Genomic DNA, 24,295 nt, shown 5'->3' with positions numbered 1-24,295 from the left:
GTGACGGGCTCAAGCAAACCAGCTCGCGGGGCTGCGCGCGACTCGGCGCCCGCCGTCCCCCTCCGGAGGCACGGCGGGCGCCGAGCGGACACCCGTGGCAGGTCAGCAGCGGTGTGCGGGCCTGTCGCGGGTCACGAGGTCGGTGTCGCCGGCGGTCCCGTCGATCCACAGGACGCGGCCCGCCGAGCCGGCGGCGAACAGCGACTGCTCACCCCGGTTGCAGGAGTAGCGCTCCAGGGCTCCGCCGGTGACCGCCACCTGGTAGATCTTGGGCAGGTTCGCGTTCTCCAGCGTGGTCCCCTCCGGCTGCAGGCCGACGGTCACCCGCGACTCGCTCGCGTCGAGCCAGTTCGGGTACGGCGCCTGCGGCCCGTCCGCCACGACCGGCGTGCTGCCGGTGCCGTCCAGGGCGGCACGCATGATGCCCATGCGGCCGTCGCGGTCGGCGTCGTAGAGCCAGACGACGTGCTTGGCGGTCAGCGCCGGGTAGATCGACATCGACGGGATCGTGCGGGTCGGCGGCACCTCGGGCACCACGACCTCGTTTCCGGTCGCCAGGTCGTGCACGACGGGCGTGCTGTGCGTGCCGCCGGTGCCGAAGCTCACCCGGACGTAGACGAGCCTGCCGCCGCTGACGGACGGCATGTACCCGCCCACGCCCTTGTCCGCGGTGAGGTTGACCGGGGCGGCGTTCCCGCGCTTGAGCCACAGCTCGGTCTCGCCGGTCGCCGGGTCCTCGCCGGACCAAGCCACGGCGTCACCGGAGACCACGACGGAGTAGACGTAGCCGGTGCTCTCGTGCAGGACGGTGGAGGGCGCCGAGGCGTCCAGCGGGCGGCTGCGGATCTGCATGACGCCCGCCGCGGGGTCGAGGGCGACCCAGACCGCGCGCCTGCCGTCGGTGGCAGGCGTCCAGTCCCAGCGGCCGTCGTCGGACACGACGGTGGCGCGGCCGCCGCTGACGCGTCCGGTCCGGATGGAGGTCGGGCCGCTCGCCTCGGGGGTGTTGTCGGTGACGACGTACCGGTCGCCGGCCAGGGCGGGCGGGTCGATGGCGTCGGTGAGCCCGTCGATGACGACGCGGCTGTCGGTGCGGATCAGCCGCTCCCAGCCCGGCCTGATGCCGTGTCGCTCGAAGGCCAGCGCGATCGCGAGCCGGTCACGCGCGGGCAGCCCGGCGGCGCGGGCGGCCGACTCGACGGCGCGGCGGCCGTCGGCGAAGTCGTCGAGCGGGGTCATGTACTCGGTCAGCGCCTTGTAGACGACCTTGTCGAAGCCGGCGCCGAGCTTCTCCCTGGCGTCCCACAGCGCGCCGGAGAAGATCGTGGAGTTGAGGTGCACGCCGCCGGCGTCACCGGCGACGGTGACGCCGAGGTAGTCCTCGGCGGCGTTCCGGTCGTCGTCGAGGTCGCGGGTGGCGCACTGGACGGGCGGGAGGCTCTTGCACAGGTCCTCGCCGAGCAGGCTGGCGTCCGGGTCGCTCATGGGGATGCCGAGCGCGCTCGTCTGGATGGCGTTGCCGAAGTAGTCGGCCAGGCCCTCGTTCATCGCGCCCGACTGGCCCTGGTAGACCAGGTCGGCGCTGTGGGTGATGACGCCGTGGGTCATCTCGTGGCCGACGACGTCGAGGCTGGCGGCGAAGGAGTGCAGGTCGGCGCCGCCGCCGCCGTAGACCATCTTGGTGCCGTCCCAGAAGGCGTTCTCGAACGGGCCGCCGTAGTAGGTGACGTTCACCACCGAGTACATGGTGCCGCCCTTGCCGTCGAGCCCGTCACGGCCGAGCGACTTGTAGAACTCGTAGACCTTGCCCGCGCCCCACTGGGCGTCCACGGCGCCGCTCTCGGTGTGCTCGGGGCCGAAGGCGGGCGTGGGCGACTTGGCGAGCTCGGTGCCCGCCGGCACACCGGGGTCGAGGAAGTCCTGGACGTCGGCGCCGGCGGCGTCGTAGGTGAGGATCTCGCCGGTGGTGCCGTTCCACATCGGGCGGGCGCGGTCGCGCAGCTCGTAGGCGCCGTCGGCCCGCTGGTAGGCGTTGAGCGGGACGGACTTGCCGTGCGCGGTCTGCCCGCTGCCGGCCGCCGGGCCCTCCATGCGCAGCCGGTCCAGGGCGAACAGCGGCTGCCCCGAGTGGGCGTCCACGTACGCGTCCAGCAGGACGGGCCGCTTCTTGACCGCGTCGGCGCCGGAGAGCGTGACGTGCCAGGCCAGCACGCCCTTGCCGCGCGGGACCACGAGCAGTTCGCCGGGCGTGGCCTTGATCGTGCCGCGCACCTGGTCGTCGCGGACGAGCCGGGAGCGGGCCAGCTTGGCCGCCAGCGCGGGGGTGACCGTGGGCGTGGGGTTCACGTCGAGCTCGGTGAGGAAGCGGCCGCCGGCGCCGGTCACCTCGCGGCTTGCGCCGTCCGTGCGGAAGCGCACCAGGTACTGGGCGCCGAGGACGGGCAGGTTCCGGTAGCGCTGGGCGAACCTAACGGTCTCGTCCTGGCCGTTCACGACCGTGCGCAGCGGCACCAGGTCGGCGGGGTCGAGGTGGTAGCGCGGGTCGGCCAGGTGGGTCTTGGCCGCGGCGACGGGGTCTCCGGCGGCGGCGGGCTCGGCCAGCCCGCTCACCTCGGCGGGGGCCCGGGTGCCGGCCCGGGACTCGACCTGCGGCTGCGGCGGATCATCGGCCGCCGCGACACCGGGGACGGCCAGCGCGAGCGACAGAGCCGCGGCCGTGAGAACGAAGGGACGCCAGGACACGACACCTCCAGGTGTGGCGTAGGGGGTCTGGCGTCCTCGATCATCACAGCAATATTGACAAACAGACAAATCACAATTTGATTACCGGAAATGTAAATTTCCGATTAGCGAAGGAAATATCGTGAATTAATGACTTTTTGTGTCGGCGTCGACGGGCCGGCCCATTCCGCTTGAGCGAGGTCAGAGCCGGTACACCCGGCGGGCGTTGCCCGAGCCGATCATGTGGGCGACCCTGGCCGCGTCGGACGGGCTCCACTCCCCCGCCTCCAGCCTGGCCAGCAGGGCCGCGCCCAGCGCCTGCCGGTAGTACAGCGCGCCGAGGTAGCCGGTCTCGGCCACGCCGTGGCAGTCGGAGCTGAACAACTGCTTGTGGAAGGGCGCCAGCTCCAGCAGCTCGTCCATGACGCGGGCCGAGGCGGCGGCCGTGTGCGGCAGGGCCAGGCCGACGTCGACGTAGACGTGCGGGTAGACGCCCGCCAGGTAGGCGGCGGTGCGGTGGTAGGGGTAGCAGTGGAGCAGGATGACCGGCACGCCGAGGGGTTGCAGCGCGTCCATGAGGGCGCTGAGCCTGGCCGGGTCCGTACGGTGCAGACCGGGGCCGCGCCCGCCGAACCCGGCCTGGAACTGCACCGGCAGCCCCCGCTCGCGGGCCACGTCGATCGCGCTCCACAGCAGGTGGCGCAGCAGCACCGGGTCGGTCAGCGTGCGCTTGGGGTCCGACAGGCGGCGGTTGGCGGCGGCGATGACCGAGCCGGTGCTCGGCCTGGCCGGGTCGAGGTCGAGCCCGCAGCGCGCGGCGATGACCGTCTTGAGCCCGACCGCCCTGGCGGCCCTGGCCGACAGCTCCTCGGCCAGGCCGTCGAGGTAGTCGACGGCGATCTGCGCCGACTCGGCGACGTCCTGCTCGATCTGCTCGATGCGCACGATCTCGTCGGCGGCGGCGCCGCCGTGGCGGCCCATCTCGGCCGCCGACAGCAGATCCATGTCCTCGTCGCCGGTGTCCACCAGGAACGCCACCACGCCGGCCCCGGCCAGCAGGCGCCGGTTGACCTCGCCGGCGCCCAGCTCGGCCCGGCGGGCGAGGTAGACCGCCGGGGGCGCGTGCGGCTCCAGGTCGAGCAGCGGCGCGCACCAGCGGCGCAGGCCCATGCCGAACGGCGAGTCGAAGTGCGTGGTGCCGGGCGGGGCCGCCGCGCCGCCGGCGTTGATCAGCGGCTCGAACCGGGCCCGGGTCAGGTCGTCCCGGTGCACCCCGTGGCAGTGGTGGTCGACGAGCGGGGCGAGCAGCGCGTCACGCACCGTGTCGGGCAGGGCTACGGGGAGCATGCGGAGACTCTAGGGGAGCTCCGCACGCCCCCGTGGACGTTTTAACCTACGACAGGAACACCCTGCCCGTTCCCAGACGAACCGGCCGGGTCAGCGCCGGGTGAGGCGCAGCACGTTCGCGATGATCTTCGCGCCCGCGCCGCCCTCCTGGGTGAGGATCGACTCCGGGTGGAACTGCACGGCGAAGCGCCGCCGCTCGACGTCCTCGATGGCCATGACGTTGCCGTCGGGCGTGAGCGCGGTCGGGGTGAAGCCGACCACGCCGGGCCGCTTGGCGTGCAGCGAGTGGTAGCGGGCCGCGGTGAACTCGTCGGGCAGCCCGTCCAGCAGCGCGCTGCCGCCGAGCCGGGCGACCTGGCCGCGCTTGCCGTGCTCGGGGTAGTCGAGCAGCTCCAGCGCACCGCCGGCGTGCTCGACCATGGCCTGCAGGCCCAGGCACACGCCGAAGACGGGCAGGTCGCGGGCGTAGATCTCGTCGATGAGCGCCGCCATGCCGAAGTCGGACGGCCAGCCGGGGCCGGGCGAGAGCACGACCAGGTCGGGCGCGACGTCGTCGATGGTCTGGGCCGGGAAGCCGTGGCGCAGCGTCACCACGTCGGCCCCCTCCTGGCGGAAGTAGTCGGCCAGGGTGTTGACGAAGGAGTCCTCGTGGTCGACGAGCAGCACCTTCATGCCCGCGCCCGGCTGCTCCCTGACCACGGCGGGCGGGACGGCGTCGGGCTGGTTGACCGCGGCCAGGGCGCCGAGCAGGGCGCTGGCCTTGAGCTCGGTCTCGCGCTCCTCGGCCTCGGGGTCGGAGTCGAACAGCAGGGTCGCCCCGGCCCTGACGGTGGCCACGCCGTTCTTGATCTGGGCGGTGCGCAGGGTCAGGCCGGTGTTCATGGAGCCGTCGAAGCCGATGAAGCCGATGGCGCCGCCGTACCAGCGGCGGGTGGTGGCCTCGTGGTCCTCGATGAACTGCATGGCCCACGTCTTGGGGGCGCCGGTGACGGTGACGGCCCACATGTGGGTGAGGAAGGCGTCGAGGGCGTCGAACTCGGGGCGCAGGCGGCCCTCGATGTGGTCGACGGTGTGGATCAGGCGCGAGTAGAGCTCGATCTGGCGGCGGCCGATGACCCTGACCGTGCCGGGGACGCAGATGCGCGACTTGTCGTTGCGGTCGACGTCGGTGCACATGGTCAGCTCCGACTCCTCCTTGACGCTGCTCAGGAGGGTGCGGATGGCCTCGGCGTCCTCGACCGGGTTGCTGCCGCGGGCGATGGTGCCGGAGATGGGGCAGGTCTCGACGCGGTCGCCGCTGACCCGGACGTACATCTCCGGCGAGGCGCCCACCAGGTGCTCGCCGTCGCCGAGGCTGATGATGAACTCGTACGGCGCCGGGTTGCTGTTGCGCAGGCCGCGGTAGAAGGCCGACGGGTCGGTGCAGACGGCGTGGAAGACCTGGCCGGGCACGACCTCGAACAGGTCGCCGCGCTTGAACCGCTCCTTGGCCGCGGCCACGACCTTGGCGTACTCGCCGCGCTCGGGGTCCTTCGGCAGCTCGCCGGGGACGACCTGCGGGACGGAGGAGCCGGTGCGCTCAAGGCCGCGGGTGGTGGCGCCGTCGACGGTGAACTCGTAGCGGTATTCGACGCTGGTCTCGCGCTGCCGGTCGATGACGACGATCCGGTCGGGCAGGTGGAGCACCAGGTCGCGCTGGTCGTCAGGACGGGCCAGCTCCTGCCGGATGGGCTCGAACTGGAAGGCCAGGTCGTAGCCGAAGGAGCCGTAGAGGCCCAGGTGGGGGTCGTCGCCGGCGAAGGCGGCGATGACCTCGCGGATCGCGGTGAAGACGGTGGGCCGGCGGCTGCGCATCTCCTCCGGCAGCAGGTCCTCCGACTCCGGGACGTGCACCTCGACGCGGTCGGGCGTCGGCTCGCTGACCGGCTTGCCCGCGGCGAGCAGGCAGGAGGCCACGGCGGGCAGCACGACCCTGCCGCGCTCGTTGAGCGCCGTCGCCGAGATGACCCGGCCCTTGGCGACCAGTTCCAGGCAGGGGTCGACGTAGCCGAAGGCCCATCGGCTGTAGCGGCCCGGGTAGTCCATGCCCGACGAGAAGGCGCCGCCGCGCCGCTCGCCGAGCGCGGTCACGATCTCTTCCAGCGCCTCCTCGGAGACATCGCGTGCCTCACGCTCGACGCCGACGCCCCCGGCGGTGGTATATCCGCTGCTCTCCACTTGCTGCCCCTTACCACGTCACATCATGAAGCCCCGGGGGCGGACACGAGAAAGGCCGCCATCCGGGGCGGCCGTCCTTTGAGAGGAATGCGAAAAACGCGCCGCCTAGGAGCGGCGCCACCACTGGATCTGAGGGCGATTTCGCATGCCCACAGGTTAACCGCCTGACCAAGATCGCGCAACGCGACATCCCGCTCGGGCAGTGACAGATCGAGAGGAAGGACCTAGCCTCTGCGTTCATGGAGCGGCCCTGGGCGTGGCGTCCGGTGACGGTGACCGCGGTGCTGACCGCCGGGGCGGCGCTCGCGCTGAGCCCGTGGTACGGCTACCACCGCGACGAGCTGTACTTCCGGATCCTGGCCGGCCATCCGGCCTGGGGGTACGTCGACCAGCCGCCCCTGACGCCGATGCTGGCCAAGGCCGCGCTCGGGCTGTTCGGCGACACGGTGACGGCGCTGCGGGTGTTCCCCGCGCTGGCCGCGGCGGTCGTGGTCGTGCTGGTGGCGCTGGTGGCGCGGGAACTGGGCGGCGACCGGCTCGCCCAGACGATGGCCGCCGTGGGCGCGGCGACCGGGGCGTACACGCTGATCGCGGCGCACACGCTGCTGACGGTCAGCTTCGACCTTCCGCTGTGGACGGCGGCGATCCTGTTCGCGCTCAGGACGTTGCTGCGCGGGCAGCCGCGCTGGTGGCTCGCGGCGGGCGCGGTGATCGGGCTGGCCACCTACAACAAGCACCTCATCGTGCTGCTGGTGCTGGGCCTGGCGGCGGGCCTGCTGATCGCCGGGCCGCGGCGGGCGCTGGGGAGCCCGTGGTTGTGGGCCGGGGCGCTGGTGGCCGCCGTGCTGGCCGCGCCGAACCTGCTCTACCAGGCCACGCACGGCTGGCCGCAGCTCACGATGGCCGCCGCGCTCAGCGCGGACAAGGGCGCCGAGATGCGGGTGATGTTCGTGCCGATGCAGCTCACGCTGTTCGGGCCGGTGGTGTCGGTGGTCGCGGCGCTGGGGTTCGTCCGGCTGTGGCGCGACCGGCGGGTGCGGGCGGTGGCGGTGGCCTATCCGGTGACGGCGGTGCTGACGCTGGTCACCGGCGGCCGCTTCGACTACACCGCGGGGCTGATCGTGGGGCTGTTCGCGGCCGGGTGCGTGAGCGTGTCGCGGGCGCGGGCCGGACGGGTGCGCGCGGCGTGGGGCTTCCTCGCGGTCAACGCGCTGGCCTCGGCGGTGCTCGCGCTGCCGCTCGTGCCGGTGGGCGAGCTGGCGGGCACGCCGGTCCCGGCGATCAACGAGGTGGCCCGCGAGTCGGTCGGCTGGCCGGGCTTCGCCGCCGCCGTCGGCGGCGTGCTGCGGGCGCTGCCGCCGGACGAACGGGCCCGCGCGGTGGTCGTCACGGGCAACTACGGCGAGTACGGCGCCCTCGACCGGGCGGGCCTGACCCGCGTGTACTCCGGCCAGAACCAGCTCTGGGAGTACGGCCCGCCGCCGGACGACGGGACCGTGGCGATCCTGGTGAACGCGGGCGGCCGGGCCCGCGCGCTGTTCGGCTCCTGCGAGGAGAAGGCCCGCGTGGACAACGGCGTGGACGTCGACAACGAGGAGCAGGGCATGCCGGTGTGGTTGTGCCGCGACCCCCGGCAGCCATGGTCCACCACCTGGCCGATGTGGCGACACTTCAGCTGACCACATTACATTTCGGGATTTTTCCGAGCTTGTTAGGATCAGCGCCCTTGCTTTCCCGACAGGATCTCTTCACCCTTCTCGACAGAGGCGGAAAGATCACCTCTTCCTCACCGTCGTGAACGTCGTGAAGGAGAGCACGTGCGCAACACCCTCACCTGGCGTGCGATCCTGACCGGGATCGTCACCGCCGCCGCCCTGGCCGTCCCCCAGGCCCCGGCGCACGCGGCGCCCGAACCCGGCAAGATCTCCCAGGCCGTCCGGGCCGACCTGGACCAGGACGGCAAGGCCACCTTCTGGGTCCGGATGAAGGGCAGCGCCGACCTGGCCGCCGCCCGCCGGGCCGCCACCAAGCGGGCCAAGGCCGAGCTGGTCTACGAGGCCAAGACCGAGCGGGCGAAGAGCTCGCAGGCCGGGCTGGTCAAGCTGCTGGACTCCCAGAAGGCCGACTACACCTCGTACTGGATCGTCGACGCCGTACGGGTGACCGCGGACGCCAAGCTGGCCGCGGCGATCAGCGAACTGCCCGAGGTGGACCGGATCGACCCGGTCACCGTCGTCTCGCTGCCCAAGCCCGCGCCCGGCCGGGCCGAGGCCAAGGCGGGCGCGGTCGAGTGGAACATCGACCGGATCGGCGCCCCGCGCGTGTGGAGCGAGCTGGGCGACCGGGGCGAGGGCATCGTGGTCGCCTCGATCGACTCCGGCGTCCAGTACGACCACCCGGACCTGGCCGCGAGCTACCGGGGCAGGAACCCCGACGGCTCCTACACCCACGACTACAACTGGTTCGACCCGGCGCGCATCTGCCCGTCGGCCGCGCCGTGCGACAACAACGGCCACGGCACGCACGTCATGGGCACGATGGCGGGCGCGAACGGCATCGGCGTGGCGCCCGGCGTGCGCTGGATCGCCGCCAAGGGCTGCGAGGTCAACACCTGCACGGACGCCTCGCTGCTGGCCGCGGGCCAGTGGGTGCTGGCCCCGACCGACCTCGCCGGCGGCAACCCGCGGCCCGACCTCGCGCCGGACATCGTCAACAACTCCTGGGGCGGCAACGGGTTCGACCCCTGGTACGTCGAGACCGTCCAGGCGTGGGTGGCCGCCGGCATCTTCCCCGCCTTCGCCAACGGCAACGAGGGCCCGGCCTGCCGGACCAGCGGCTCGCCCGGCCAGTACGCGATCAGCTACAGCGCGGGCGGCTTCGACGTCAACAACGCGCTGTACAGCAGGTCGAGCAAGGGCGAGGGCCAGGACGGCGAGATCAAGCCGAACATCGCGGCCCCGGCCGTGAACGTGCGCTCCTCGGTTCCGGGCGGCGGCTACGACTCCTACACCGGCACCTCGATGGCCTCGCCGCACGTGGCGGCCACGGTGGCGCTGATCTGGTCGGCCGCGCCCCGATTGCAGGGCGACGTGGCCGCCACCCGGCCGCTGCTGGACCGCACGGCGATCGACGTGGCCGACACGAGCTGCGGCGGCACCGCGGCCGACAACAACGTCTGGGGCGAGGGCCGGCTGGACGCCTACGCCGCCGTCCAGGCCGCCCCGGACGAGGGGCTGGGCGAGCTGCGCGGCACGGTCACGGCGGCCGGCGAGCCGGTGCCGGGCGTGACGCTCCAGGTCACCGGGCCGCTCGCGCGCACGGTCGTCACCGGCCAGGACGGCACGTACACGATCCCGCGCCTGCTGCCCGGCGAGTACACGATCACGGCCGCGAAGTTCGGCTACGACCGCGGGACCGCCACCGCGACCGTCACCGCCGAGCAGGTCACCACCGGGGACGTGACGCTCACCCGGCAGCCGTCCGGCACGCTGTCCGGCACGGTCACCACGGCCGGCGCCCCCGAGCCCGGCGCGACCGTGACCGCCGGCGGCACGCCGGTGAGCGCGGTCACCGACGCCTCCGGCCGGTACACGATGACGCTGCCGCGCGGGACGTACACGCTGACGGTCACGCCGGTCTCGCGCTGCTCCAGCGGGGCGAGCGCGCAGGTGGCCGTGGACGGCGACGTGGTCAGGGACGTCGAGCTGCCGCTGCGCGGCGACGGCTTCGGCTACACCTGCCGGGCGGCGGCGCAGCCGTACGTGGCCGGGACCGAGAAGCTGGCGCTGACCGGCGACGACGAGGCCGTGCAGGTGACGCTGCCGTTCGCGATCCCGTTCTACGGCGCCGGGCAGGCCAGGGCGTGGATCAGCACGAACGGGTTCGTCACCTTCGCCGCCGACCGGGTCACCACGGGCAGCAACAGCCGCCTGCCGGGCACCGGCACGCCGAACCACGCGGTCTACCCGTACTGGGACGACCTGAAGGTGGACGCCGAGGCGGGCGTCTACACCGGCGTGGTGGGCACGTCCCCGCACCGCCAGTACGTCGTGGAGTGGCGCAACGTCACCTTCTACAGCGAGGCCGGCGAGCGGGTGTCGTTCGCGGCGCTGCTCGGCGAGGACGGGTCGGTCTCCTTCCGGTACAAGGACGTCGAGAGCGAGCGCGACCAGGGCTCCAGCGCCACGGTCGGCATCGAGAACGCCGCCGGCACCGACGCGCTGCTGTACTCCTACGAGGAGGCCGCGCTGGCCACCGGCCGGGGCGTGACGTTCACCGCGAGCCGGCACGGCCTGGTGACCGGCGTGGTCACCGACGCCAACGACGGCGAGCCGCTGGCCGGGGCGTCGGTGAAGCTGGGCGACGCGGCGTCGTTCACGACCGGCGCGGACGGGTCGTTCTTCGGGCAGGTCCCGGCGGGCGACCACGACGTGGTGGTGGCCAAGGAGAACTACGGGACCTTCACCAAGCCCGTCACGGTCACGCCCGGCGCGCTGACCAGGATCGACACCGCTCTGGTCACCGGACGGGTGAGCGCCTCGGCCGCCGAGGTGACCGCGGTCATGCCGGCCGGGGCGACCCGGACGCGGACGCTGGAGCTGACGAACCTGGGCTCGCCCACCGCCTACACGGTGACCGGCGACGCCGCCTGGATGTCGGTCACGCCGCAGGCGGGCGAGCTGGCCAAGGGCCAGAAGGCGACGCTGAAGGTGACGGTCTCCGGCGCCGGGGTGACGCCCGGCGGGACGCGTACCGGCAAGCTGGTCGTCAAGTCCGCCAGCGGGCGGCAGCCGGCCATCGAGATCAAGGTGACCGTGGTGGTGCCCAAGTTCCAGGTGGCCGTCGACGCCGGCGGCTCGAAGGCGCTGACCGACGCCGACGGCGACGCCTGGACGCCCGACCGCCGCTACGCCCAGGGCGGGTACGGCTACGTGGCGACCTCGACCAAGACGGCGAGCACGTCCAGGACGATCGCGGGCACCGCCGACCAGGAGCTGTTCAGGACGGCCAGGGAGGGCATGCTGGAGTACCGGTTCGACGGCGTGCCCGCCGGGACGTACACGGTGGAGCTGGACTTCGCCGAGGTGAAGAGCACGCAGATGGGCAAGCGGGTCTTCGACGTGCTGGTCGAGGGGCAGCTCGCGATCCCGGCGCTGGACCTGGCGCTGGAGGCGGGCACGTACACGGCGGTGGCCAGGCAGTACACGGTGAAGGTGACCGACGGTCAGCTCAACGTGCGCTTCGCCGCCCGGCAGGGGGCCACGCTGGTCAGCGGCGTGCGCGTCTCCGAGCGCCCGGACAAGGCGCTCCCGTGACCGCCCGGGGTCCCGCCGTCCCTGGTGCGGCGGGTCCCCGGGTCTCCGCGCTCAGGCGGCTCGGCCGGGCGTCCCTGATCAGTGGTCAGTGGTCGGCGGTCGTCAGCGGGGCGAGGTCGGGGCGCTTGGGGAGGACCCCGTCGCCCGAGGAGCGCCGGTTGATGCGCCTGCCGATCCACGGGCCGAGGTAGGTCCTGGCCCAGCGCAGGTCCTCGCGGCGGGCGGCCGTCCAGACCGGCGGCCGCCTGACCGGGTACGCCTCGCGCCAGTCCTCGCCCACCGGCACGCCGAGCACCTCGGCGGCCCGCAGCGCCACCCGGCGGTGGCCGTCGGGGCTGAGGTGCAGGCGGTCGGCGTTCCAGGCGCGCGGGTCGCGCAGGACCGGCATCGGCCACAGGTCGACCAGCAGCGCGTCGTAGCGGCGGGCGATGTCGTGGATGTGCAGGTTGTAGACCTCGATCTTGGAGTGCGCCAGCCGCATCACCGGCACGTGCCGCAGGTCGAAGCCGGTGAACATGAGCACCCGGCTGCCCGCCTCGGTCAGCGTCCTGACGCCCTGTTCCAGCCGCCTGGCCACGGACGCGGGCCCGCTGCCCGGCCGCAGGATGTCGTTGCCCCCGGCGCACAGCGAGACCAGGTCGGCGCCCAGCTCGACCGCCTTCGGCACCTGCTCCGCCACGATCTGGTCGATCAGCCGGCCGCGGACGGCGAGGTTGGCGTACCGCAGGCCGGGCTGCCGGGCCCCGAGGTTGCCGGACTCTGCGTTGTCGGCCGCGATGTGCTCGGCCAGCCGGTCGGCCCAGCCGCGGAAGCCGTACTCGGCCGGGTCTTCCAGTCCTTCGGTGAAGCTGTCCCCTAGGGCGACATACGAGGTGATTCGTCCCATGACCGGATAGTTTGCCAAGGAGATTCTCCTTACGCGACCGTAACCCCCGGCTACCGCCTATCCGGACCCATCTGTTACTGGTTATGACATGAGACGCGTGCGGCTCCGGCGGGACATCCCCGTCCCGATGCCCGACGGTGTGACGCTGCTGGCCGACCACTACGCCCCGGCTCACGGCCGGCCGGCCCCGGCGGTGCTGATCCGGTCGCCCTACGGCCGGCGCGGCCTGTTCGGCTGGATGTACGGCCGCGGCTTCGCCAGGAACGGCTTCCACGTGCTGATCCAGAGCTGCCGGGGCGGCTTCGGCTCCGGCGGCAGCCTCGACCCGCTCGGCGACGAGCACGACGACGGCCTGGCCACCATCTCCTGGCTGCGCGAGCAGCCCTGGTACGGCGGCTCGTTCGCCATGTTCGGCCCCTCCTACCTCGGTTACGCCCAGTGGGCCGTCGCCGCCGAGGCCGGGCCCGAGCTCAAGGCCATGGCCACGCAGATCACCGCCTCCCAGTTCAGGGACGCCGCGTACGTGGGCGGCGCGTTCGCGCTGGAGTCGACGCTGAGCTGGACCACGCTGACCGACACCATGACGCGCCGCTTCGTCGGCGGGGCCGCGATGCTCACCGCCCCCAGGGTGACCCGCCGGGCCGTGTTGTCGGGGCGGCCGGTGGCCGAGCTGGACGTGGCCTCGGCGGGCCGGCCGCTGCGGTTCTTCCAGGACCTGCTGGCCCACCACGCCGATCCGGCCGTGCCGTACTGGCACAAGCGGGACTTCTCCTCCAAGGTCGGCGAGGTGGAGGCGGCGGTCACCATGCTCGGCGGCTGGTACGACGTCTTCCTGCCCTGGCAGCTCAAGGACTACGCGGCGATGCGGGCGGCCGGGCGGCGGCCGTACCTGACGATCGGGCCCTGGTACCACGTCGACTCCCGGCACGGGCGGCCCTCGAAGGCCGAGGCGCTGGCCTGGTTCCGCGCGCACCTGATGGGTGACCCGTCCGGTCTGCGCCCGGACCCGGTGCGGCTCTTCGTCACCGGGGCCGGCGAGTGGCGCGACTACCCCGACTGGCCGGTGCCGGGCATGCGGGAGCAGCGCTGGCACCTGCGGTCCGGCGGTGGGCTGGCCACGCGGGAGCCGGAGGAGGCCGGGACCGACCGGTTCCGCTACCACCCCGCCCATCCCACGCCGGCGATCGGCGGGCCCGTGCTGCTGGCCGACTCCAGGCCGCGCGACCAGCGGCGTCTGGAGGCCCGGCGCGACGTGCTGGTCTACAGCTCGGCGGCGCTGGAGTCGGACGTGGAGATGATCGGCCCGGTGCACGCCGACGTGTACGTCCGCTCCAGCACGCCGTACGTGGACGTGGTGGTCCGGGTGTGCGATGTGCACCCCGACGGCCGCTCGCTCAACCTGTGCGAGGGGGTGCGGCGGCTGGGCCCGCGGGCAACCGGCGACGGGGACGGCGACGGCGTGCGCCGCGTACGGGTGGAGTTGTGGCCGATCGGGCACCGGTTCCGCCGCGACCACCGGATCCGGGTGCACGTGGCGGCCGGCGCGTACCCGACGATCGCCCGCAACCCGGGCACCGGCGAGCCGGTGGCCGCGGCGGGCGGCCCGATGACGCCCGCCGACGTCGAGGTGTTCCACTCCCCCGCCCGCCCCTCGGCCGTGGTGCTGCCGCTGTGCGCGCCGCGCGGCTGATGTCGCTGGTCCTGCTGTTGCAGGCCAGGGGCGGGATGACGGCGGCCGAGCTGGCCAAGGAGCTGGAGGTCTCCGAGCGCACGGTGCACCGGGACGTGCTGGCGCTGTCGGAGGCGGGCGTGCCGGTCTACGCCGACCGGGGGCGCGGCGGCGGCTACCGGCTGCTGGACGGCTACCGCACCCGGCTGACCGGGCTGGACCGGGCCGAGGCCGAGGCGCTGTTCCTGTCGGGGGTGCCCGCGGCGCTGCGCGAGATGGGGTTGCAGGAGGTGGCCGCGACGGCCCGGCTCAAGGCCGCCGCGGCGCTGTCCCCCTCGCTGCGCGACGCGCCTGCCACGGCCGCGCAGCGTTTCCACCTGGACGCGCCCGGCTGGTACACCGCCGACGTGCCGCCGCCCCCGGCCCTGGCGCCGCTGGCCAGGGCCGTGTGGAACGACCTGCCGGTCACGGTGGTCTACAAGGAGCGCACGCGGGAGCTGGACCCGTACGGGCTGGTGCTGAAGGCGGGCGCCTGGTACCTGGTGGCCCGTCTGGGCGAGCGGTTCCTGATCTTCCGGGTGGACCGGATGGGCGACGTCCGGGCGCGCGAGCCGCGCTTCGAGCGGGCGGCCGGCTTCGACCTGGCCGCGTTCTGGGCCGGGCAGGCGGCCGAGTTCAGCCGCTCCCTGCTCAGGGACGTGATCACGTTGCGGCTGACCCCGGCGGGCCGGCGCATGCTGCGGTACGTCGCCGACCCCGCCGCCCTGGACGACGCGCTGGCCTCGCTCCGGCCCGACGGGACCGTGCGGCTGGCCGTGGAGTCGGTGGAGGTGGCCTACACGCAGGTGCTGCGCTTCGGCCCGGAGGCCGAGGTGCTGGCGCCCGCCGAGCTGCGCGCCCTGGTCGCCGACGCCGCCGCCCGCACGGCCGCGCTCTACGAACGCTGACCGGCGGGCGCCGACCCCCCGGACGCTCGCCCGCGGGCGCCGAGGGGGATCGCCGTCCGGGGGCGCCGTGCGCGTCAGCGGTAGTTCTCCCAGGTGCCGTCGCCGCCCTTCTCGCCGACCTCGTCGAGGTAGCGCCACACCTGCGGCCGGCTGCCGTCCACGTCGGTGATCCCGTACGCCTCGGCCAGCTCGCCGCTGGTGACCGACGATCCCGACCACCGCCGCCGGTCGGGGTCCCGGGCCAGGGCGGCCACGCCGCGGCCGGCGTAGGCGGGGGTCTCGGAGACCATCCACGCGCCGTCCGCCTTGGCCTCGCGCCAGTTCTCCTCGGTGACGCCGAAGCCCTCCAGCATCGCCTCCGAACGCAGGAACCCCGGCGTGACCGCCACCGCCGTCCCGCCGTACGGGCGCAGTTCGTGGGACCAGGCGAAGGCCAGCCGGTTGACCGACACCTTGGCCAGGTCGTAGTAGACGTTCCCGCGGTAACGGGTCCGGTTGAACTCCCAGGTGCCGTCGGTGATCTCCACGACCAGGCCGCCCTCGTGCCGGATCAGCAGCGGCAGCAGGTGCCGGGCGCTGACGAGATGGGTGTCGACGGCCAGCCTGAGCAGGCGCAGGCCGTCGTCCTGGTCCTGCTTCCAGACGGGGGTCTCCCACTGCCACAGGTGGTCGCCGCCCCACACGTCGTTGACCAGCACGTCCAGCCGGCCCTGCTCGCGCTCGACGCGGGCGGCCAGCTCCGCCACCTGCGCCGGGTCCAGGAAGTCGACGGGGACGGCGATGCCCGTCCCGCCCGCCGAGCTCACCAGCTCGGCGGTCTCCTCGATCGTCTCCGGACGGTTCATCTCCGAACGCCGCTCCCGCGTACTGCGTCCGGCGCAGTAGACCGTCGCCCCGGCCGCCCCGAGGGCGACCGCCATTCCTCGTCCCGTTCCGCGGGTCGCGCCCGCCACCACAACAATCACGCTGACGATCGTGTCCCGGATACCCGCCATCCTCTGTCATGTTTTACGCATGAACGCTGTGATAAGTAGTTGATTACTATGAACAGCGAATTCGAGCTCCGCGGGGTCAACCACATCGCCCTGGTCTGCTCGGACATGAAGCAGACCGTCGACTTCTACTCCGGCGTGCTGGGCATGCCGCTGATCAAGACGATCGAGCTGCCCCTGGGCTGGGGCCAGCACTTCTTCTTCGACTGCGGCGGCGGCAACGCGCTGGCCTTCTTCTGGTTCCCCGACGCCCCCGAGGGCGTGCCCGGGGTCTCCGCGCCCAGGAACCTGCCGGACCGGGGCGAGCTGCTGTCGGCGGTCGGCTCGATGAACCACATCGCCTTCGACGTGCCGCCCGAACGCATCGAGGAGTACCGCGACCGGCTGGTGGCCAAGGGGATCGACGTGGGCGTGCTGCTCAACCACGACGACAGCGAGTTCGGCGTGGCGGCCGAGATGCACGAGGGCGTGTTCGTCCGGTCCATCTACTTCAAGGACCCCGACGGGATCCTGGTGGAGTTCGCCGCCTGGACCCACCCGGACGGACGGCCGGACGGGCGGCCCGGCGACGTCCGGCACGAGCCCAAGACGGCCGCCGACAGGACCGTCTGATGCCGCGCCTGCGCCGGGTGCCGCCCGAGGAGGTGACCGACCCCGTCGTCCGGTTCTTCCACGACCGGCTGCTGTCCCCCGACGGCACGGGGACCGCGACCGGCTCGCCGGGCGACTGGTGGACGGTGTTCGCCCTCGACCCCAAGATCTTCCGCCACTGCGTCAAGGGCTTCCAGATCTACCGCGAGTCACGGCTCGACCCGGTGCTGCGCGAGCTGGGGCAGACCAGGGCGGGCTGGGCACGGCAGAGCCAGTTCGTCTACTCCCAGCACTGCAAGCAGCTCAGGGCGCTCGGCGTACCGGAGGAGAAGGTGCGGGCGGTCGCCTCCTGGCAGGTCAGCGACCGGTTCGGCGAGCTGGAACGGGCGGTGCTGGCCTACACCGACGGGCTGGTGCTGGACGGCGGCCGGGTGCACGACGAGGTGTTCGCCGTGCTGCGTGCCCACCTGCCCGACGAGCAGATCCTGGAGCTGACCTACATCGTCTGCCTGTACGAGATGCACGCCACCATGGCCCGGGCGCTGCGGCTGGAGTTCGACGACCGCCCCGACCCGATCACCGAGGTGCCCGCCCCCGAGGGCTACGGGACGCGCGACATCGCCGACGAAGTGACCGTTCATCGCGAGTAGCCGACCATTCGCCGATCGCCCGGTTCCGCGCGACGCGGTGGCGACTTAACGTGCCGGGTGCGAGGGGTGGGCTTTGGTCTCGCCTGCCGAGAGTTGATCTCGACATTTAGGCCAAACTGTGATGTTCCGGACATTGGGTTTAATACCACCGGAAAGCTAATCTCCCTCCATTGACTACGTTGTCAGGGGCCGGTCAACAAGCCGCCCCTGATCCCCCCAATCGGAGGGTCGATGACTACCGGGGAATCCGGGCAGCCGCCGCGTACCGACCGCAGCCCATGGAACTGGCTGCTGGTCGTGCCGATCGTGCTGCCGCTGCTGACGTTCCTGTTCAACTCCGACGAGCCGCGCCTGCTCGGCTTCCCGCTGTTCTACTGGCTGCAGCTCGCCTTCATCGTGATCGGCGTCGGCTGCACCACCATCGTCTACAGGATGACCAAATGAGCGGGCACGTGACCGAGCTGGTCGTCTTCGCGCTGCTGTTCGTCCTGGTCAGCGGCATGGGCTTCGTCGCGGCCCGCTGGCGGCGGCCCACCGACCTGGCCAGCCTCAACGAGTGGGGCCTGGGCGGCCGCAGCTTCGGCTCCTGGGTCACCTGGTTCCTGGTCGGCGGCGACCTCTACACCGCCTACACGTTCGTGGCCGTGCCCGCGCTGGTGTTCAGCTCCGGCGCGCTCGGCTTCTACGCGCTGCCCTACACCGTGGTGGTCTACCCGCTGGTGTTCCTGGTGCTGGCGCGGATGTGGTCGGTCTCGCACGTGCACGGGTTCGTCACGCCCGCCGACTTCGTCCGGGCGCGCTTCGGGTCGCCGACGCTGGCGCTGCTGATCGCCATCACCGGGCTGGTGGCCACGATGCCGTACATCGCGCTGCAGCTCGTCGGCATCGAGGCGGTGCTGAAGTCGATGGGCATCACCGGGCACCTGCCGATCATCATCGCGTTCGCGATCCTGGCGGCCTACACCTACCAGTCGGGCCTGCGCGCGCCGGCGCTGATCGCCTTCGTCAAGGACGCGCTGATCTACATCGTGATCCTGGCCGCGGTCATCTACATCCCGGCCAAGCTGGGCGGCTGGGGCAACATCTTCGACATGGCCCAGGCCAAGTTCGACAAGACCCCCGCGCCGGGCGACGGCATCCTGCTCAACGGCGCCAACCAGCTCCAGTACGTCACGCTGGCCTTCGGCTCGGCCCTGGCGCTGTTCCTCTACCCGCACAGCCTCACCGGCGTGCTGGCCTCCAAGAACCGCAACGTCATCAAGCGCAACATGTCGGCGCTGCCGGCCTACAGCTTCGTGCTCGGCCTGATCGCGCTGCTGGGCTTCATGGCCATCGCGGCCGGCACCAAGCCGGTCGACGGCGACCCGAACACGATCGTGCCGAACCTGTTCGACCAGCTCTTCCCCGACTGGTTCGCCGGCGTGGCGTTCGCGGCCATCGGCATCGGCGCGCTGGTGCCGGCGGCGATCATGTCGATCGCGGCGGCGAACCTGTTCACCCGCAACATCTACCGCGAGTACATCAACAAGCAGGCCACCGACGCCCAGGAGGCCAAGGTCTCCAAGGTCGTCTCGCTCGTGGTCAAGGTCGGCGCGGTGCTGTGCATCCTCCTGCTGGACCCGCAGTTCTCGATCGACCTCCAGCTCATCGGCGGCGTGATCATCCTGCAGACGCTGCCGTCGGTGGCGCTCGGCCTGTACACGCGCTGGTTCCACAAGGGCGGCCTGATGGCGGGCTGGGCCCTGGGCCTGGCGGCGGGCATGTGGATGCTCTACCTCATCCCCAACCCGGCCAAGGGCAAGGAGCACTTCGGCGGCTCGGCCTTCAGCATGGCGAACCTGGGCCTGGACACCAAGATGACGATCTACGCGGGCTTCCTCGCGCTCATCGTCAACCTGGTCGTGGCCGCGCTCGCCACGCTGATCTTCCGGGCGGCCAAGGTGGCCGACGGCACGGACACCACCCGGCGCGGCGACTACTTCGCCGACGAGGGCGACCCGGACGTCAAGGACCTGGACCTGGCCGGGTCGCACTGACGCTCACGGCCGCTGGAGGTAGCCGGGATCGGCCACCTCCAGCTTGGCCCGTACGGCCTGGACCAGCGCGGCGGTGAGCGCGTCGTCGCCGTCGAAGCGGCCCGCGCGGACGGCGGCGGCCAGCTCGGCGTCGTCGGCCACGCCCAGGGCCGCCAGCCGCGCGGCGTGCTCGGCGGCCTGGTCCGGGCCCAGCTCGATCTCCCGCTCCACCATGGCCAGCACGTTGATCGCCACCCGCGTGTGGAAGCGCACCCGCCCCTCGGCCGCGGGCAGCACGTCGTCGCGCAGGAACTCGCGCACGGCCGCGACGAGCTGCGCGGCGGTGGGCACGTCATGGGGCTGCGCCATCGGCGGCACTCCCGTCACCTCGCTCCGGAGCCGTACGCCCGCGCACGGCCTGTCGTGAGCCCAGGCATAAAGATCACCGCCCTCCCTGTCAAGGCCCCGGCGCCCGGATGACCTTTCTCCACCCCCGGGACGACAGACCTCCCCCCGCGATCGGCGTGTCTCTACCGGACCGCCGACACCCCCGGTGGCGGGCCCGCGCGCGACGATGACACGCTTCCCGAGCGGCCCGGCCCTCCGGGGTCACGCGGACGGCCCGGACGGCTGGGAAAGTCGCCCGGCGCAGCTCCCAGGCCCCCGGACCCCCGGGCCGCTCAGCCGCAGTCAACCCGAGGGAGCGCAGCATGAACGACGACGTACGCGTCAAGGCCTGCCGCATCAACGACCACGTGGAGCTCATCCACGACTCCTCCCCTGACGTGGTCCTGGAGATCCCGCGCCGCGACTGGCTGCACTTCCTGGAGGCGGTCAGGTCGGGGGCGTTCGAGCTGGAGGTCCTGCCCCGCAAGGCCGAGGAGAACGCGGCCTGACCCCCCGTCCCCTCCGAAGGGCCCGGCGGCCGCCGCCGGGCCCTTTCCCGTCCCGCGCGCCGGCCGTTGACCGCGCAACGGATTTCGGTTGAGATCACCCCATGAGCTTCGCCGTACCCGGGCATGTCCGGCCGATCCGCGACGCCGTGCGCGCGTTCATGACCGAGCGCGTCGAACCGGCCGAGGAGGTGCTGCACGAGGGCGGCCCCCGGGCCGCCGCCACCCTGGCCGGGCTGCGGGACGAGGCCAGGAAGGAGGGCCTGTGGGCCCTCGGCCACCCGCGCGAACTGGGCGGCGGCGGGCTGCCGTTCCTCGACTACGTCTACGTCAACGAGGTCCAGGGCCGCAGCGAGTACGGGCAGCTCGCCCTCGGCTCGTTCACCTTGCAGGACTCGCTCATGCTGCACGAGCACGCCTCCCCCGAGCAGCGCGAACGCTACCTGGAGCCGCTGGTGCGCGGCGACATCTCGCCCAGCTTCGCGATGACCGAGCCGGAGGCCGCCGGCAGCGACCCCACCCGGATCACCACCTCCGCCGTGCTCGACGGCGACACCTGGGTGATCAACGGGCACAAGTGGTTCACCACGGGCGCGTCGGCGGCGGCGTACACGACCGTGATGTGCCGGACCGAGCCGGACGCGCCGCCCCACCGGGCCTTCTCCATGATCCTCGTGCCGACGGACACGCCCGGCTACACGATCGTGCGCGAGACCCCGGTGCTCGGGCTCGGCGGCGCCCACTGCGAGGTGCGCTACGAGGACGTGCGGGTGCCCGCCGCGAACCTGCTGGGCGAGCGCGGGCGCGGCTTCGTCATCGCCCAGCAGCGCCTCGGGCCCGGCCGGATCTTCCACTGCATGCGCTGGCTCGGGCAGGCGCAGCGGGCCTTCGACCTGATGTGCCGGCGGCTGCACGCGCGCACCGCGTCCGGCGAGCCGCTGGCGGCCAAGCAGCTCATGCGGCAGCACGTGTTCGACTCCTACACCGAGATCCAGGCCGCCCGCCTGCTCACCCTCCAGGCCGCCGAGGCCGTGGACGCCGGCTCGCAGGCCCGCGTCGAGATCGGCGCGATCAAGGTGGTGGGGGCGCGCATGCTGCACAACGTCATCGACCGGGCCGTCCAGGTGTACGGCGCGGCCGGCCTGACCCCCGACACCCCGCTGGACCGCATGTACCGGCACGCCCGCGCCGCACGCGTCTACGACGGCCCCGACGAGGTGCACGTGGACACGGTCGGCCGCCGCCTCCTGGGCGAGTACGCGGCCGGCGGCAACTGGGAGTTCGGCCTGCGATGAACCGTGCCGAGACGATCGCCCGCGAGGTGTACGGCCCCGGCGCGGCCGTCCCGTACGCGGTCCGGCTGCCCGGCGGGGCCTCCAGGGAGACCTGGGCCCTGGACGTGGTCACCACCGGCGGCGACCGGCACGAGCTGGTGCTCCGGCTCGACGGGCCGGGGGCCGTCCTGGAGGTGGGCGCCGGGCTGGCCGCCGAGGCGCGGCTGATGCGGGCGGCGGCCGACGCCGGAGTGCCCGTACCGCACGTCGTGGCAGCCGCCGATCCGCCCGCCGATCCGTACATCCTGATGACGCGGGTCCCCGGCGAGACCATCCCGCGCAGGATCCTGCGTGACGAGGCGTACCGGGAGGCCAGGGCCGGGCTGGCCGCCGAGTGCGGCCGGACGCTGGCGGCGATCCACCGCATGCCGCTGTCCTGCCTGCCCGCGACCGACGCGGAGACCGGAGCGGAAGCCGGGGCCGGGCCCGGCGACCCGCTGCGGCGCTGGCGCGACGTGCTGGACCTGACCGGCGAGCCGCACCCGGTGTTCGAGCTGGCCCTGCGCAGGCTCGCAGCCGACCGGCCGCCCGCCGCCCCCACGGGCGTCGTGCACGGCGACTTCCGCAACGGCAACCTGATCGTCGGCCCGGAGGGCATCAGGGCCGTGCTCGACTGGGAGCTGGCCCACGCCGGCGACCCGCTGGAGGACCTGGGCTGGCTGTGCGTCAAGGCGTGGCGGTTCGGCTCGCCGCTGCCCGTGGGCGGGTTCGGCGGCTACGCCGAGCTGATCGCCGCCTACGAGGAGGCCGGCGGGCGGCACGTCGACCTGGACGCGCTGCGCTGGTGGGAGACGTTCGGGGTGCTGAAGTGGGGGATCATCTGCGTCATGCAGACCATGCGGCACCTGCGCGGCGGCGCGGCGTCGGTGGAGCTGGCCGCCCTCGGCCGCCGCGTCTGCCAGACCGAGTGGGACCTGCTCGGCCTGCTGGCCTGACCGCGGCGCTCAGCCCCCGGCGACGGCCGCGCCCCGGCGGCCGGGTGCCATGGCCACCGCGATCACGTCGACCAGCCCCTCCACCACCTGCGAGCGGTCGACCTCCGGGTGCTCCAGCCACCAGTCGCCCGTCGCCTGCACCATGCCGACGAACGCGTGGCCGAGCACCTGCGCCCGCACCGGGTCGGGCACCACCCGCTCGGCCGCCAGCACCTGGCCCAGTTCCTCGCCCAGGCCGCGCACGAGCGAGGTCATGTGGGAGCGGATGCGGGTGTCCTCGGCGCCGGCCCGGTGGAACAGGAAGCGGTAGAGGTCGAGGTTGGCCGAGATCAGGTCGAGGTAGACGCCGATGGCGGCCCGTGCGCGGGCCCGCGGGTCGGCGCCGGGCCCGGCGAACTGGGGGCGGAGCCGGGCGATCACCGTGCGCACGTGGCGGTCGGCCAGCGCCTGGTAGAGGCCGCTCTTGTCGCCGAAGTGGCGGTAGAGGATGGGCTTGGTGACGCCGGCCTCGGCGGCGATGGCCGCCATCGACACCTCGGGGCCCTCGGCCAGGATGGCCCGGTCGGCGGCGTCGAGCAGCGCCCTACGCCGGTCGGGGTCCCGTCTGCTCATCTGCTCAGGATAGATCGCAGGCGACGCGGCAGCAGCGCCGAGAAGACCAGTAACGCGCCGGTGTAGGCGTACAGGCCGGTCGCCCCGGCGAGGGTGCCGGGCGGCTCGGCCCACGGCGGCTCCCACAGCCCGGGGAGCACGCCCGCCAGGCCGATCGCGGCCCGCAGGTCGAGGGCGAACAGCACGCCCGCCACGGCCAGCGGCAGCCCGCAGGCCAGCGCCGCCGCGGGCCAGGCGGCCAGCACGGCGACGATCAGCGCCGCGGCCGCCAGGAAGCCGAGCCCGGCGGGGGCCGGGGCGAAGGCCGCCTGGCCGGTCCGCAGGGCTCTGGCGCCCGCCTCGGTCAGGTAGTAGACGGGGGGAACGGCGGTCAGGCCCGCGCCGACGCCGATCAGAGCTCGTACCTCACCGGTCACAGAGCCCATCGTCCCCCGCCCGCGCGCGGCTCACTCGGCGGTTAGGTTTTTCGTCATGAAGAACAGTGGCACAGGCCCAGGCGCCATCACCCCCGACGGATCCCCTGTCGACTTCTACACCCTCCTCCGGCCCGGCCGGGACGCCGACCTCGTGATCCAGGAGACCCCGCCCGGCGGGTCCGTCCTGGAGCTCGGGGCCGGCGTCGGCAGGGTCACCCACGCCCTCGTCGAGGCCGGGTTACAGGTCGTGGCCGTGGACGAGTCCGCCGAGATGCTGGCGCACGTGCGCGGGGCCGGGACCGTGCACGCGCGACTCCAGGAGCTGCGGCTCGACCGCCGCTTCGACACCGTCACGCTGGCCTCCCAGCTCGTCAACGTCGTCGACGGGGAGGTCAGGCGCGCCTTCCTGGCCGCGTGCGCGCGGCACGTCGAGCCGGGCGGGGCGGTGCTCGTCCAGTGGATGCCGGCCGAGCGGCACGACTCCTGGCGGGCCGGCTCGGGCAGGGCCGACGGCGACGTCACGATCACGCTGGCCGAGGTCGAGGAGACCTCCCCCGGCGTGTTCGCGGCGACCATGCGCTACGAGCACGGCGACCGGGTCTGGACGCAGTCGTTCACCTCGCGGCGGATGACGGACGACGACCTGGCCGCCGACCTGGCCGCCGAGGGGTTGCGGCTGGAGCGGTTCCTCACCGAGGACCGCACGTGGTTCCTGGCCCGGCCCTTTACAAAGTAGATTTCAGTGTAAATACTGG

General features: G+C 72.9%; 20 protein-coding genes. 12 read left to right on the top strand and 8 right to left on the bottom strand.

Annotated features, from left to right (window positions below; genetic code table 11):
• Positions 1–102: 102 nt before the first annotated feature.
• The 3 genes from ACIA8R_RS29025 to ACIA8R_RS29015 form a co-directional block, all read right to left on the bottom strand.
• A complete protein-coding gene (locus ACIA8R_RS29025) occupies positions 103–2,742 on the bottom strand; it encodes a M4 family metallopeptidase (protein ID WP_397041358.1) in 2,640 nt (879 codons plus the stop codon).
• 180 nt (positions 2,743–2,922) lie between these two features.
• A complete protein-coding gene (locus ACIA8R_RS29020) occupies positions 2,923–4,068 on the bottom strand; it encodes an amidohydrolase family protein (protein WP_357704820.1) in 1,146 nt (381 codons plus the stop codon).
• Positions 4,069–4,158: 90 nt separating this feature from the next.
• Entirely contained in the window at positions 4,159–6,285 is a 2,127-nt protein-coding gene (locus tag ACIA8R_RS29015; protein ID WP_397041357.1) for an anthranilate synthase component I, read from the bottom strand.
• Positions 6,286–6,524: 239 nt separating this feature from the next.
• Here ACIA8R_RS29015 and ACIA8R_RS29010 point away from each other — a divergent pair, with 239 nt between their 5' ends.
• The gene (locus tag ACIA8R_RS29010) at positions 6,525–7,964 is read left to right on the top strand and encodes a glycosyltransferase family 39 protein (RefSeq protein ID WP_397041356.1); all 1,440 of its coding nucleotides are present in this window, start codon (positions 6,525–6,527) and stop codon (positions 7,962–7,964) included.
• A gap of 138 nt (positions 7,965–8,102) precedes the next feature.
• Entirely contained in the window at positions 8,103–11,600 is a 3,498-nt protein-coding gene (locus ACIA8R_RS29005; RefSeq protein ID WP_397041355.1) for a S8 family serine peptidase, read from the top strand.
• An 85-nt stretch (positions 11,601–11,685) separates the two neighbouring features.
• On the opposite strand, the gene ACIA8R_RS29000 is transcribed toward ACIA8R_RS29005, so the two are convergent.
• Positions 11,686–12,486 carry an SGNH/GDSL hydrolase family protein gene (locus ACIA8R_RS29000; protein WP_357704812.1) on the bottom strand — a complete coding sequence of 267 codons (801 nt, stop codon included), beginning with the start codon at positions 12,484–12,486 and terminating at the stop codon, positions 11,686–11,688.
• 88 nt (positions 12,487–12,574) lie between these two features.
• Here ACIA8R_RS29000 and ACIA8R_RS28995 point away from each other — a divergent pair, with 88 nt between their 5' ends.
• On the top strand, positions 12,575–14,176 hold the full coding sequence (locus tag ACIA8R_RS28995; RefSeq protein WP_364088347.1) for a CocE/NonD family hydrolase: 1,602 nt from the start codon (positions 12,575–12,577) through the stop codon (positions 14,174–14,176).
• Positions 14,158–15,102, top strand: coding sequence for a WYL domain-containing protein (locus ACIA8R_RS28990; protein WP_364088344.1), 945 nt, complete (start codon positions 14,158–14,160; stop codon positions 15,100–15,102). Before ACIA8R_RS28995 ends, ACIA8R_RS28990 begins: the two co-directional genes overlap by 19 nt.
• A 74-nt stretch (positions 15,103–15,176) precedes the next feature.
• Here the strand turns inward: ACIA8R_RS28990 and ACIA8R_RS28985 are convergent, their stop codons facing one another.
• The gene (locus ACIA8R_RS28985) at positions 15,177–16,097 is read right to left on the bottom strand and encodes an SDR family oxidoreductase (protein ID WP_397041354.1); all 921 of its coding nucleotides are present in this window, start codon (positions 16,095–16,097) and stop codon (positions 15,177–15,179) included.
• Between the two features lie 48 nt (positions 16,098–16,145).
• Between ACIA8R_RS28985 and ACIA8R_RS28980 the strand changes: the two genes are divergently transcribed.
• The 4 genes from ACIA8R_RS28980 (at position 16,146) to mctP (ending at position 19,371) form a co-directional block, all read left to right on the top strand.
• The gene (locus tag ACIA8R_RS28980; protein ID WP_397041353.1) at positions 16,146–16,706 is read left to right on the top strand and encodes a VOC family protein; all 561 of its coding nucleotides are present in this window, start codon (positions 16,146–16,148) and stop codon (positions 16,704–16,706) included.
• A complete protein-coding gene (locus ACIA8R_RS28975) occupies positions 16,706–17,335 on the top strand; it encodes a carboxymuconolactone decarboxylase family protein (RefSeq protein WP_357704802.1) in 630 nt (209 codons plus the stop codon). The genes ACIA8R_RS28980 and ACIA8R_RS28975 overlap by 1 nt, the downstream gene beginning before the upstream one ends.
• A 231-nt stretch (positions 17,336–17,566) precedes the next feature.
• Positions 17,567–17,779, top strand: coding sequence for a DUF3311 domain-containing protein (locus tag ACIA8R_RS28970; protein ID WP_357704800.1), 213 nt, complete (start codon positions 17,567–17,569; stop codon positions 17,777–17,779).
• The gene (gene mctP, locus ACIA8R_RS28965; protein ID WP_357704798.1) at positions 17,776–19,371 is read left to right on the top strand and encodes a monocarboxylate uptake permease MctP; all 1,596 of its coding nucleotides are present in this window, start codon (positions 17,776–17,778) and stop codon (positions 19,369–19,371) included. Before ACIA8R_RS28970 ends, mctP begins: the two co-directional genes overlap by 4 nt.
• 3 nt (positions 19,372–19,374) lie before the next feature.
• Here mctP and ACIA8R_RS28960 read toward each other — a convergent pair whose 3' ends face one another.
• Complete coding sequence (locus ACIA8R_RS28960; protein WP_357704796.1) at positions 19,375–19,719, bottom strand: DUF6285 domain-containing protein; 345 nt, start codon at positions 19,717–19,719, stop codon at positions 19,375–19,377.
• 341 nt (positions 19,720–20,060) lie between these two features.
• On the opposite strand from ACIA8R_RS28960, the gene ACIA8R_RS28955 reads away from it, so the two are divergent.
• The 3 genes from ACIA8R_RS28955 (at position 20,061) to ACIA8R_RS28945 (ending at position 22,512) form a co-directional block, all read left to right on the top strand.
• Positions 20,061–20,246: a hypothetical protein gene (locus ACIA8R_RS28955; protein ID WP_357704794.1), complete on the top strand. Its 186-nt coding sequence runs from the start codon at positions 20,061–20,063 to the stop codon at positions 20,244–20,246.
• A 101-nt stretch (positions 20,247–20,347) separates the two neighbouring features.
• On the top strand, positions 20,348–21,538 hold the full coding sequence (locus tag ACIA8R_RS28950; protein ID WP_364088325.1) for an acyl-CoA dehydrogenase family protein: 1,191 nt from the start codon (positions 20,348–20,350) through the stop codon (positions 21,536–21,538).
• Complete coding sequence (locus tag ACIA8R_RS28945) at positions 21,535–22,512, top strand: phosphotransferase family protein (RefSeq protein WP_397041352.1); 978 nt, start codon at positions 21,535–21,537, stop codon at positions 22,510–22,512. Before ACIA8R_RS28950 ends, ACIA8R_RS28945 begins: the two co-directional genes overlap by 4 nt.
• Positions 22,513–22,521: 9 nt before the next feature.
• On the opposite strand, the gene ACIA8R_RS28940 is transcribed toward ACIA8R_RS28945, so the two are convergent.
• Both ACIA8R_RS28940 and ACIA8R_RS28935 read right to left on the bottom strand, forming a co-directional pair.
• On the bottom strand, positions 22,522–23,124 hold the full coding sequence (locus ACIA8R_RS28940; protein ID WP_397041351.1) for a TetR/AcrR family transcriptional regulator: 603 nt from the start codon (positions 23,122–23,124) through the stop codon (positions 22,522–22,524).
• Positions 23,121–23,540 (bottom strand): hypothetical protein, encoded by a 420-nt coding sequence (locus tag ACIA8R_RS28935; protein ID WP_357704786.1) that lies wholly within the window; start codon positions 23,538–23,540, stop codon positions 23,121–23,123. Before ACIA8R_RS28935 ends, ACIA8R_RS28940 begins: the two co-directional genes overlap by 4 nt.
• A gap of 55 nt (positions 23,541–23,595) precedes the next feature.
• On the opposite strand from ACIA8R_RS28935, the gene ACIA8R_RS28930 reads away from it, so the two are divergent.
• The gene (locus ACIA8R_RS28930) at positions 23,596–24,276 is read left to right on the top strand and encodes a class I SAM-dependent methyltransferase (protein WP_364088318.1); all 681 of its coding nucleotides are present in this window, start codon (positions 23,596–23,598) and stop codon (positions 24,274–24,276) included.
• The last annotated feature ends 19 nt before the right edge of the window (positions 24,277–24,295 follow it).

Origin of the sequence: Nonomuraea sp. NPDC051191, assembly GCF_044455665.1 — a bacterium.
Taxonomy (GTDB): domain Bacteria; phylum Actinomycetota; class Actinomycetes; order Streptosporangiales; family Streptosporangiaceae; genus Nonomuraea.
Note: the sequence above shows the minus strand (reverse complement) of the source record. Positions and strands in the feature narration are given on the sequence as shown.

Coding starts and splice junctions, on each gene's coding strand:
- ACIA8R_RS29000 (WP_357704812.1), bottom strand. CDS start 12,486: ATGGGACGAATCACCTCGTATGTCGCCCTAGGGGACAGCTTCACCGAA.
- ACIA8R_RS28940 (WP_397041351.1), bottom strand. CDS start 23,124: ATGAGCAGACGGGACCCCGACCGGCGTAGGGCGCTGCTCGACGCCGCC.
- ACIA8R_RS28980 (WP_397041353.1), top strand. CDS start 16,146: ATGAACAGCGAATTCGAGCTCCGCGGGGTCAACCACATCGCCCTGGTC.
- ACIA8R_RS29020 (WP_357704820.1), bottom strand. CDS start 4,068: ATGCTCCCCGTAGCCCTGCCCGACACGGTGCGTGACGCGCTGCTCGCC.
- ACIA8R_RS28960 (WP_357704796.1), bottom strand. CDS start 19,719: ATGGCGCAGCCCCATGACGTGCCCACCGCCGCGCAGCTCGTCGCGGCC.
- ACIA8R_RS28985 (WP_397041354.1), bottom strand. CDS start 16,097: ATGGCGGGTATCCGGGACACGATCGTCAGCGTGATTGTTGTGGTGGCG.
- ACIA8R_RS28975 (WP_357704802.1), top strand. CDS start 16,706: ATGCCGCGCCTGCGCCGGGTGCCGCCCGAGGAGGTGACCGACCCCGTC.
- ACIA8R_RS29010 (WP_397041356.1), top strand. CDS start 6,525: ATGGAGCGGCCCTGGGCGTGGCGTCCGGTGACGGTGACCGCGGTGCTG.
- mctP (WP_357704798.1), top strand. CDS start 17,776: ATGAGCGGGCACGTGACCGAGCTGGTCGTCTTCGCGCTGCTGTTCGTC.
- ACIA8R_RS28950 (WP_364088325.1), top strand. CDS start 20,348: ATGAGCTTCGCCGTACCCGGGCATGTCCGGCCGATCCGCGACGCCGTG.
- ACIA8R_RS28945 (WP_397041352.1), top strand. CDS start 21,535: ATGAACCGTGCCGAGACGATCGCCCGCGAGGTGTACGGCCCCGGCGCG.
- ACIA8R_RS28955 (WP_357704794.1), top strand. CDS start 20,061: ATGAACGACGACGTACGCGTCAAGGCCTGCCGCATCAACGACCACGTG.
- ACIA8R_RS28995 (WP_364088347.1), top strand. CDS start 12,575: ATGAGACGCGTGCGGCTCCGGCGGGACATCCCCGTCCCGATGCCCGAC.
- ACIA8R_RS28970 (WP_357704800.1), top strand. CDS start 17,567: ATGACTACCGGGGAATCCGGGCAGCCGCCGCGTACCGACCGCAGCCCA.
- ACIA8R_RS28930 (WP_364088318.1), top strand. CDS start 23,596: ATGAAGAACAGTGGCACAGGCCCAGGCGCCATCACCCCCGACGGATCC.